General features: G+C 37.7%; 6 protein-coding genes, 1 tRNA gene and 1 pseudogene. 2 read left to right on the top strand and 6 right to left on the bottom strand.

What is annotated here, in order from left to right:
- Nucleotides 1-167: 167 nt before the first annotated feature.
- From H7254_RS13750 to H7254_RS13760, 3 genes are all read right to left on the bottom strand, one after another.
- Nucleotides 168-1,412, bottom strand: coding sequence for a site-specific integrase (locus H7254_RS13750; protein ID WP_301933511.1), 1,245 nt, complete (start codon nucleotides 1,410-1,412; stop codon nucleotides 168-170).
- Nucleotides 1,413-1,658: 246 nt separating this feature from the next.
- A tRNA-Ser gene (locus tag H7254_RS13755) sits at nucleotides 1,659-1,746 on the bottom strand.
- A gap of 40 nt (nucleotides 1,747-1,786) precedes the next feature.
- A complete protein-coding gene (locus H7254_RS13760) occupies nucleotides 1,787-3,901 on the bottom strand; it encodes a MutS2/Smr-associated SH3 domain-containing protein (protein WP_301933512.1) in 2,115 nt (704 codons plus the stop codon).
- Between the two features lie 614 nt (nucleotides 3,902-4,515).
- On the opposite strand from H7254_RS13760, the pseudogene H7254_RS13765 reads away from it, so the two are divergent.
- Nucleotides 4,516-4,845: pseudogene (locus H7254_RS13765) on the top strand (peptide-methionine (S)-S-oxide reductase); the annotation flags it as partial.
- Between the two features lie 109 nt (nucleotides 4,846-4,954).
- On the opposite strand, the gene H7254_RS13770 reads toward H7254_RS13765, so the two are convergent.
- From H7254_RS13770 to H7254_RS13780, 3 genes are read right to left on the bottom strand one after another with little or no spacing between them, the layout of a single operon-like run.
- The gene (locus H7254_RS13770; protein ID WP_301933513.1) at nucleotides 4,955-5,398 is read right to left on the bottom strand and encodes an RES family NAD+ phosphorylase; all 444 of its coding nucleotides are present in this window, start codon (nucleotides 5,396-5,398) and stop codon (nucleotides 4,955-4,957) included.
- Nucleotides 5,395-5,835, bottom strand: coding sequence for an antitoxin Xre/MbcA/ParS toxin-binding domain-containing protein (locus tag H7254_RS13775; protein ID WP_301933514.1), 441 nt, complete (start codon nucleotides 5,833-5,835; stop codon nucleotides 5,395-5,397). Before H7254_RS13775 ends, H7254_RS13770 begins: the two co-directional genes overlap by 4 nt.
- A 54-nt stretch (nucleotides 5,836-5,889) precedes the next feature.
- Entirely contained in the window at nucleotides 5,890-7,524 is a 1,635-nt protein-coding gene (locus H7254_RS13780) for an ABC transporter substrate-binding protein (protein WP_301933515.1), read from the bottom strand.
- Between the two features lie 31 nt (nucleotides 7,525-7,555).
- Between H7254_RS13780 and H7254_RS13785 the strand changes: the two genes are divergently transcribed.
- Nucleotides 7,556-8,884 (top strand): M1 family metallopeptidase (locus H7254_RS13785; protein ID WP_301933516.1); only part of this gene is annotated, 1,329 nt, incomplete at its 3' end.

An 8,884-nucleotide genomic window follows, 5' to 3' on the forward strand; every position in this document is an offset into this window, starting at 1 on the left:
AAATATTCCTCTCTGATTAGGACAATACAAATTTACTTAATTTTAACACTAACATTATTAGTATTTATCCACATGATATTCACTAAATGTCAATAAAATCAACCGTTTAACAACAATTATTGCAAAACCGAATGAAGTCATTTTTTGCCCAAATAACTTAGTATTGATTAGGCAGTCCTTATTTTTGTACTCCCCTGCGAAACACTTAATTTAGCTTTCAATAATTGCATATCTGCACTTACTTTTTTATCTAACACCTTTGCGTAATGCTGTGTTGTACGTATTGATTTATGGCCTAACATTTTTGAGACACTTTCAATTGGAACATCGTTTTGTAAAGTGATGGTGGTTGCGAAAGAGTGGCGGGCAATATGGGATGTTATGTTCTTGTTGATACCGCATATATCTGCAATCTCTTTTAAATACCCATTCATTTTTTGATTTGAACTTACTGGTAGCAGAACATTTTTATTTACACATTTTGGATGATTTGCGTAGGTATCTAAAATTGATTGTGCCATTGGCAATATTGGAATACTTGACCTGGTATCAGTTTTACTCCTGTTTATTTTTACCCATCTTTCTCCATCAATGCCTAAAATCAAATGCCCCTTAGATAGCTTTTTTACATCACTGAAAGCAAGACCTGTGAAACAGCAGAAAATAAATATATCCCTAACCTGATTTAAACGAGGCGTTACAAATTCTTTATCGGCTATTGCCTGTATTTCATGTTCCAATAAAATTTCTCGTTCCACCTCCTTGAGAGTGATTTTATAATTTATGAATGGGTCTTTTTCAATCCAGCCGTTTCCAAAACAAATCCGCACAATTTTTTTAAAGTTGGTTATATACTTCATAGCGGTATTATGACAACAACTATGTACTGTTTTTAAAAAGTATTCAAACTCGGTAATAAATTCATGATTGATTTGCTTGATTGCAAAATCAGATACCCGGTACTTAAATTGTAAAAATTCTTTGGTATGCTTTAATGCTGTGCAATATCTTTCATAAGTACCCTCTGCATAATCTTTACCAATCAAAGATTTCATCTGGCTATTATGATATTCAAAAACTTCAACAATGGTTTTGCTTTTTTCTGTAATTCCGAAGTAAGAATTTTTGACAACTTCAGCAGTAATTGCTTTATCTGAATCAAGTAGCCGGTTGTAATGTTGGAAGAGCTTTGTTCTAACTGATGCTATGTGTGCATTCAAACTTCTTATATCTTCTGTGTTGCCTTTGGCAATACCGGCTTTATTAATCCACTTCTCTGGTTCAATAAATCGTTTAATGGAGAACTCAGTCCGTACGTCATTAATGGTTATCCTGGCATAAATGGGGGCTTGGCCAAATTCGTTCTTTTTTGATGCTTTAACCTGGAAAGACAGGCACATAGAATTGTTCATTTTTCGTCTGATTTTATAGTTATAAATTTACTAAATTCTTTGGAATTTTGCAAATAAAAATATCAACAAAATGCAGTCTGGTAAAGGATTTCAGCGATTTGGCGAGACCTCGAAGTGAGTTAGAAAAAAGGTCTCGATTTAGACCATAATGTTTGAGGAAATTTGAATGATTTGGGGTATCCCCCAAATGAAAAACCCCTGCAAACATTGAGATTGCAAGGATTTACTATTATTTGATATACTATCTGGCGGAGAGTTAGGGATTCGAACCCCAGGACCTGTAACAGTCAACAGTTTTCAAGACTGCCGCAATCGACCGCTCTGCCAACTCTCCGGCGCAAAAGTAAGGCTTGAATGTTTTCAAGCCAAAACTTTTAGGAAATTATTTGCTCCGGATCCTTGTCCTTTACCAGCACAACATCTTTTAAGTCAACAGTGATGGGCATTACACCCACCTGAAGTACACATTTTTTTCCCCGAATTTCTTTAACAATCCCAACCTGGCGGTTCTGTTTCATTCTTACTTTATCGCCAATTTGAATATTACCTTCTATTTCTATAAATTTTTCGTTCAGTTTTTTCTGTTGGTTTTCATTTGTCATTTTTTCTTTCTGGTTAAACAACAACGCATGAATCATTTTTACCACTTTGTCTTTGTCGTCGGTTTTGCGCCATTCAATTACCATGGCTTTAAGCCTGCGCTCCATATCTTTTAAATACAGCAACTGGCTTTCCGATAGTTTATTCTGATGCTTTAGCCGCTCCACTTCCTGGTCATGTTTTTCCCTGTTCAGTACCTGCTGCATCTCTTTTTTCAGGCGCTCATTTTCTTTTAGTAAATGAGCCAGTTCCTTTTTTTCAATATCAATTTTTTGCAGATCCTGCTCTGTACGATTCAATAATTTATCCAGAGTAAAATGATCTTCATCTACCAATGTTCTTGCTTTCTCAATCAGCCTTTTCTCCAGGCCAATTCTTTCTGCAATGGAAAAAGTATAACTACTGCCAGGTTTGCCAGTTATCAGTTTATACATCGGCAGCAAGTTTTTTTCATCAAACTGCATTGCACCATTGATGATTCCGGGCACTTTGTTTGCCATCACTTTCAGGTTAAGATAATGCGTGGTTACAATACCAAAGCTATTTTTGTGCGCCAGTTCTTCCATAATTACTTCCGCAAACGCACCCCCTAAATTTGGATCACTGCCACTGCCCAATTCATCTATAAAGAACAATGTTTTCCCATTGGCGTTCTCCATAAAATGCTTCATATTTTTTAAATGAGACGAGTACGTACTTAACTCAAACTCCAGGCTTTGCGTATCACCAATGTGAATCATAATTTGCTTAAAAATACCCATCTCACTATCCGGGTGAACGGGTATCAATAAACCGCTTTGCATCATCAGTTGTAACAGGCCCACCGTTTTTAACGTAACAGTTTTACCACCGGCATTCGGCCCGCTGATAACCAGTATTCGGTTCTTATCATTTAATGTTATATTAACGGGTATGGTTGGCTTATTGCTTTTTTGATTGTACAACAGCAATAATGGATGATAGGCATTTATTAAATGAACGTGTGCCTTATCATACAATTGCGGAAAATTACCACCCGTTGCAATGGCCCACTTGGCTTTGGCATAAATAAAATCAAACTCACCCGCCGTATCATGATAGGTTTTTAACAGGGGCGCATACACGCTCAACTGATACGTAAGTTTTCGTAAAATTTTATATACTTCCCTACCCTCTTCATGCTCCAGCGAAAAAATTTCATTGTTAAGTTCGGTCGTTTCTTCCGGCTCGATAAATGTGGTACGGCGACTATCACTTTCCCCATGCATTACTCCCTTTATCATCCGCTTCTGTTCGGCAAATACTGCAAGTACCCTTCTGCCATTCATAAAACTTTCTTCAATATCTGCCAGGTGACCCAGTTTATTTAATTTCGCTACCAGTCTGTCAAACTCCCGCCGCAGCTCATTTCGCTTACGGTACAGGCTCATTCTTATTTTACCCAATTCCTCACTGGCACTGTCTTTTACGCTTCCCGATTCATCCAGAATATCGTCAATCAATTCAATGATGGTCTTTTCATAATAAGTATTTTCAATTACTTTGGTCAATGCCGGGTACGCCATGCGTCTTTCATTGTCAAACCACCTGAAAATATTACTGGTATTTTCTGCCAGCTTCCTGATAAATAAAAATTGTTCGCCGCTTAAAACTGCGCCGGGTATGCTTAGCAGTTTTATTTCCCTGCTCACATTCAACATAAAATCATTGGGGAAGTACTGGCCGCTTTGCACCACCAGTTTGTATTCATAACCCTGGCGCAATTCGGTTTCTATAAATTCTTTTTTGGTATGTATCCGTAAACTATTGGCTTTCGCTTTACCATATTCGGTACGGCAATATTCTGCCAGCAAGATTTTTACCTTTTCGTATTCTAATTGCACCAGGGCCGATTCCGGAAAAAATTTCATTGTGTTATTTACTTATGTATTATTTTAATTTTTATCCGGGCAAAGGTACTAAAATCAACATCGTTGCGTCGCCCTCTTGTACTATTTCAGCATGCAGATACTTTTATTATAGCGTAGATAAAGCAGGCGCTATTTTTAAATTTATTTATACCACAGTGTTACATAGTACACATAGAAAATGCATTTTAACCTACAACGCTCCCAATGTGCCTATTTGTTACCAGTTATTTTTTGTGAAAGTCTACGTCAAACAAACCCGTTTCTTTAAGCATCTCTGCCTACAATTAAATCCACAGAGTTTAATCATCCATTTTTATGTTGAATAATTTGTTGCCACTAGCCGAAAAGCAGGTAGCAAATAGCATGCATAGCTAATATAATTTGAAACAATCAACCCGGCATTTGTTAAACCTTTTCAAACGGTAATTGTTTCCCAAAACAACTAAATAACTTTTATGTGTCCATCATAAATAAATTATAAACCATATAATTTTCATTAAACAATAAGATCAAATAAATAAAACATTTGAAACTTCCATCTTGTTTACAGGCCGCTTATTCTTTCCCTGATTCGGTTTCTTCAGCAACTGAAAAAGTAAAAAAGTAACAGCGGATATGGAGGCGAACAAATTGAAAAACCAATTTACCAAAAGGTTTGCAAGCACAATACCGGCTATGCGGAATGCCTTCACATTGACTGCGATGCAACTAAAAATTCTTTTGTTAATATATTATATGAATAACTGGAAAACACATCACCAACAACATGGAACAGGCCCGATAAAGATGTTGGCAAACAACACCAAAATGTAGTTTTTATCACAATGAAAAACAAAAGAAATATTCAACACCCGATTGAAGCTTTAAATAAAAGCGGTGCCTGGAATAACCCGGTTGTAACCACGCTGGAGCCAATTACAAAATTTTATCAAGCCAACCGTTAACGCCTGAATTATTTTGATAACAATGGCGGAAACTCTTATTCTCACGGATTGTAAGACGGGAAATTGAAACATTTTAAAAAGTCCTGAAATATAAACGGAAGCAGAAAAACTAAAAGCGCTCATCAAAATTAAAATCCTCTGCACCAATTAGTTTTATCAATTTAAAATCGGGGTGTTGTGGATTTATCAAATAATTATATTCGTTGTTTATTATTACAGACGGTACTTTTAAAATAGCGGCTGTTGCGCCATTGATCCATTGCAGTGCCATGAACTGACAGTAAGAAAACTGATTGATCTGCCCCCAGTTTTTTTTAAGGCTGCTTTCTTCAATAGTATCCATTTTGATTTTATCAGAAAATTCAATCAACATTACTTTATACATTTTTCCATGCCATTCTCCACTCCTGTGCACCAGGTTTTCAAGACATGCCAGTGAGCGGCTACCTGCCGCATAAATTACAAACCTGCCTCTGGCATTCCACCGGGCAGGGTTGCCGCTTGCCTGTAATGATTTACTCCATTGTTCTGTTGTAATTCGATACACTATCATGCAAGATCGCCGTGTTCGATGCGGTTTAATTCATCCATTACAAAGTTGATACCTGTAACTGTAGTAATTACAGACCGCGGAATAATATTACCCAACCCATATGCAGGTTTATCCAGCCAACGGTTAAAGCTTTCATTATTACCAAAAACTTTTACGCCTTTGTGAAACAATACAATTGTTTTTAAAATATAATCGCTTTGTAAAGCACTAAATTTTTTTTCTTCTTTTTGATAACGGGTTACTGTTTTATAAGAAACATCTAAAAGGCCTGCAGCATAATCTTTATCGTAATTGGCAATTATTACCATATCATTAAAAGCGGTAGCGTACATGGCATCTGGCTCTGATAAAATATTTTCTTCATCGCTTTGGATGAAGCTGGCATATTGTTTATAGATTTTTTTTACAGCTGCAGTATCGTTTGAAGGAAGGCTCATAAAATTCGTTTTCACAAATTTAGACAAAATTCTCTAAATTAAATAATTTTGTCCTTACTTTTTTTCAATTTTCACCCTTCTTAATTCCAGTAAATTTAATCCGTTGGGTTCAAAATTTAAGATGTTGGTATGCACCAGATGAATGGCCATATCATACCAAAGCGGCACTACGGGCGCATCATTTACAATCATCCTATCCATTTGCTGATAAAGGTTGTAACGTATGGTGTCGTTCTTTTCTGCAATTGCTTTTTCATACAGCTCATCATACAAACCATTTTTATACCGTGTATAATTGGGCGGAGCCGGGTTTTTACCATAAAAAACACTCAGAAAATTTTCAGCATCCGGATAATCGGCAATCCAGCTACCCCTAAAAAATAATGCCTGCGATTTGGAAGTCTGCTCAAGCAGTAAACTTTTTTGTATGGCTTCTACCTGCACTTTTATTCCAACCTGCTGCAGTTCGTTTGCAATGTATCCGGCCAGGTCTGCATACACTGGTATGGTCAGTAATTTAATGATGGGTAAACCATTGCCATCGGGATAACCCGCTTCAGCCAGCAATCGTTTTGCTTTGTTTGGATCATAGTGATAGCCTTTCACTTTAACTGAATCAAAAGAAGGCAGACCAGCAGGTACAAAACCGCTCTCCGCGGCAGTTCCGATGGAGTTGCGCAAATACAGCATCATCTTTCTCCGGTCAAAACCATAGTTAATGGCTTGCCGTATTTTCTGCAATCGTAAGGGAGAATTTTTTACCAGCTCATTTTTATCATCTACTAAAATACCCAGGTATTCGGTGTTGAGATAGGGATGTTTTTGCAACAGTAATTTGCCCTGCCATTCCTTTTTTAGATTACCTGTTTTAGTAAGAATCTCATCTTTGAAAGATGCTTCGATATCATTAATAAAGTCCAGCCGGCCTTGTTGAAACTCTAAAAACTCTGTTGCCTTACTGTTATAGAAAGATATTTTTATTCCGTCAATATATGGCAAAGCTGTACCGTTGCTGTCTCTTTCAAAATAGTGGGTATTCTTTTTTAAAACCAGTGCCAGCCCTTCTTCCCAGGCTACCAGTTTAAAAGGCCCGGTACCAACCGGATGACGGCGAAAATCAGCGCCATATTTTTCCACTGCTTCCTTGGCCACGATGGAACAATACTGCATGCTGAGAATACCCAGTATGGGTTGAAAAGGCCTTGCGAGTTTTAACTGAAAGGTTGAATCATTGATAGCAGCAAAAGCAATCGCTGTATCAATCCTGCTGTTAAATATCCATGCACCCGGACTGGCAACATCTTTATCTATAATCCGGCCAAAACTATACACAACATCCTGTGCATTCAGTAATCTTCCTTTGCCATTTATAAACGCGGCATCATCATTAAAATAAACATCGGTACGCAGGTGAAAAGTAAAGGTTAAATTATCTCCGGAAATATCCCAGCTCTTTGCCAGCAATGGTTTTAAATGCATGTGTTCATCTACTTCCACCAGGGTATTGTACAATTGGTGAATGGCCCACATAATGGACTGGTTCTTTGCAAATGCCGGGTCTAAAGAAGCAATACCGGTTTGTTCGTTGTAATGAAATATTTTTTTATCGGGATGAAGATGAGATTTACAGGAGGCGAAAAAAACAAAGCAGCATATTATAATTGATAAGGGATATTTTTTTAGCAACATAAGATTATTTAATTCTGCATAAATTTATACAATGAAATTGAAAATCACCTGTCTTCTGTTTATAAGCCTGTTATTCATCTGTTTTACTCATGTGCTGGCGCAACCTTTAAGTAAAAAAACAGTTTTTACCCACGCTGATACTTTGCGTGGAAGTAATGGCCCGGGAAGAAATTGGTGGGATGTAACAAAATATGACCTGCATGTAAAATTTAATATTGAGGATAGTACTATTAGGGGGTTTAACAACATAGCATTTAAGGTTTTAAATTCTGGGGAAATAATACAGGTTGACTTACAGGAGCCTTTATTAATTGATAGCATTTATCTGTCTTATTCAATTACAAAGGGAACCGGAAGGTCGGAGAAAATAGAAAAATTTACAAGGGAAGGTAATGCATACTTTATTCGTGATATGCATCTTGATAGGGGTACCCATGGTGTATTAACCGTTTACTACCATGGCAAACCAACAATTGCTGTTCGCCCACCTTGGGATGGTGGCCTCATCTGGACAAAAGATAAAAGCAATAGTCCCTGGGTAAGCATCGCCTGCCAGGGACTGGGTGCAAGCGTTTGGTATCCCTGCAAAGACATTCAAAGTGATGAACCCGACAGCGCCGAAATGCACATCACCTGCCCGGATACATTGGTATGCGTAGGCAATGGAAGGCTGCGGGGCAAAATAATCAATGGCGATGGTACTGCTACCTACGACTGGGCTGTGGTAAACCCGATCAATAATTATTGTATTATTCCCTACATCGGTAAGTATGTTCATTTCGGAGAAATATTTAAAGGCGAAAAAGGTGATTTAACCATGGATTACTGGGTGCTGGATTCCAACCTTGATAAGGCAAAAAAACAATTTCAGGATGCGCCACGAATGATGAAAGCTTTTGAATATTGGTTTGGCCCCTATCCTTTTTACGAAGATGGGTACAAACTGGTAGATGCACCACATCTCGGCATGGAACACCAAAGTGCCACTGCTTATGGTAATGGCTACCAGAATGGTTATCATGGCACAGACCTTAGCGGAAGCGGCTGGGGATTGAAATGGGATTTTATTATTGTGCATGAAAGCGGCCATGAATGGTTTGGTAATAATATTACCAGCAAAGATCTCGCAGATATGTGGATACACGAAAGTTTTACCAACTACAGCGAAACATTGTTTACAGAATACTACTATGGCAAAGAAGCCGCCGATGCGTATGTAATTGGCACAAGAAAAAGAATTGTAAATGATGTGCCAATCATTGCACCCTATGGCGTAAACAAGGAAGGTAGTGGCGATATGTATTACAAAGGTGGCAATATGCTGCACACCATCCGCCAGGCAATTAATAATGATGACTTG

The organism is Ferruginibacter sp., assembly GCF_014377975.1.
GTDB lineage: Bacteria > Bacteroidota > Bacteroidia > Chitinophagales > Chitinophagaceae > Ferruginibacter.

Excerpts from the sequence above, each read along its gene's own strand:
- H7254_RS13770 (WP_301933513.1), bottom strand. The coding sequence starts at position 5,398 with ATGATAGTGTATCGAATTACAACAGAACAATGGAGTAAATCATTACAG.
- H7254_RS13780 (WP_301933515.1), bottom strand. The coding sequence starts at position 7,524 with ATGTTGCTAAAAAAATATCCCTTATCAATTATAATATGCTGCTTTGTT.
- H7254_RS13750 (WP_301933511.1), bottom strand. The coding sequence starts at position 1,412 with ATGAACAATTCTATGTGCCTGTCTTTCCAGGTTAAAGCATCAAAAAAG.
- H7254_RS13775 (WP_301933514.1), bottom strand. The coding sequence starts at position 5,835 with ATGAGCCTTCCTTCAAACGATACTGCAGCTGTAAAAAAAATCTATAAA.
- H7254_RS13760 (WP_301933512.1), bottom strand. The coding sequence starts at position 3,901 with ATGAAATTTTTTCCGGAATCGGCCCTGGTGCAATTAGAATACGAAAAG.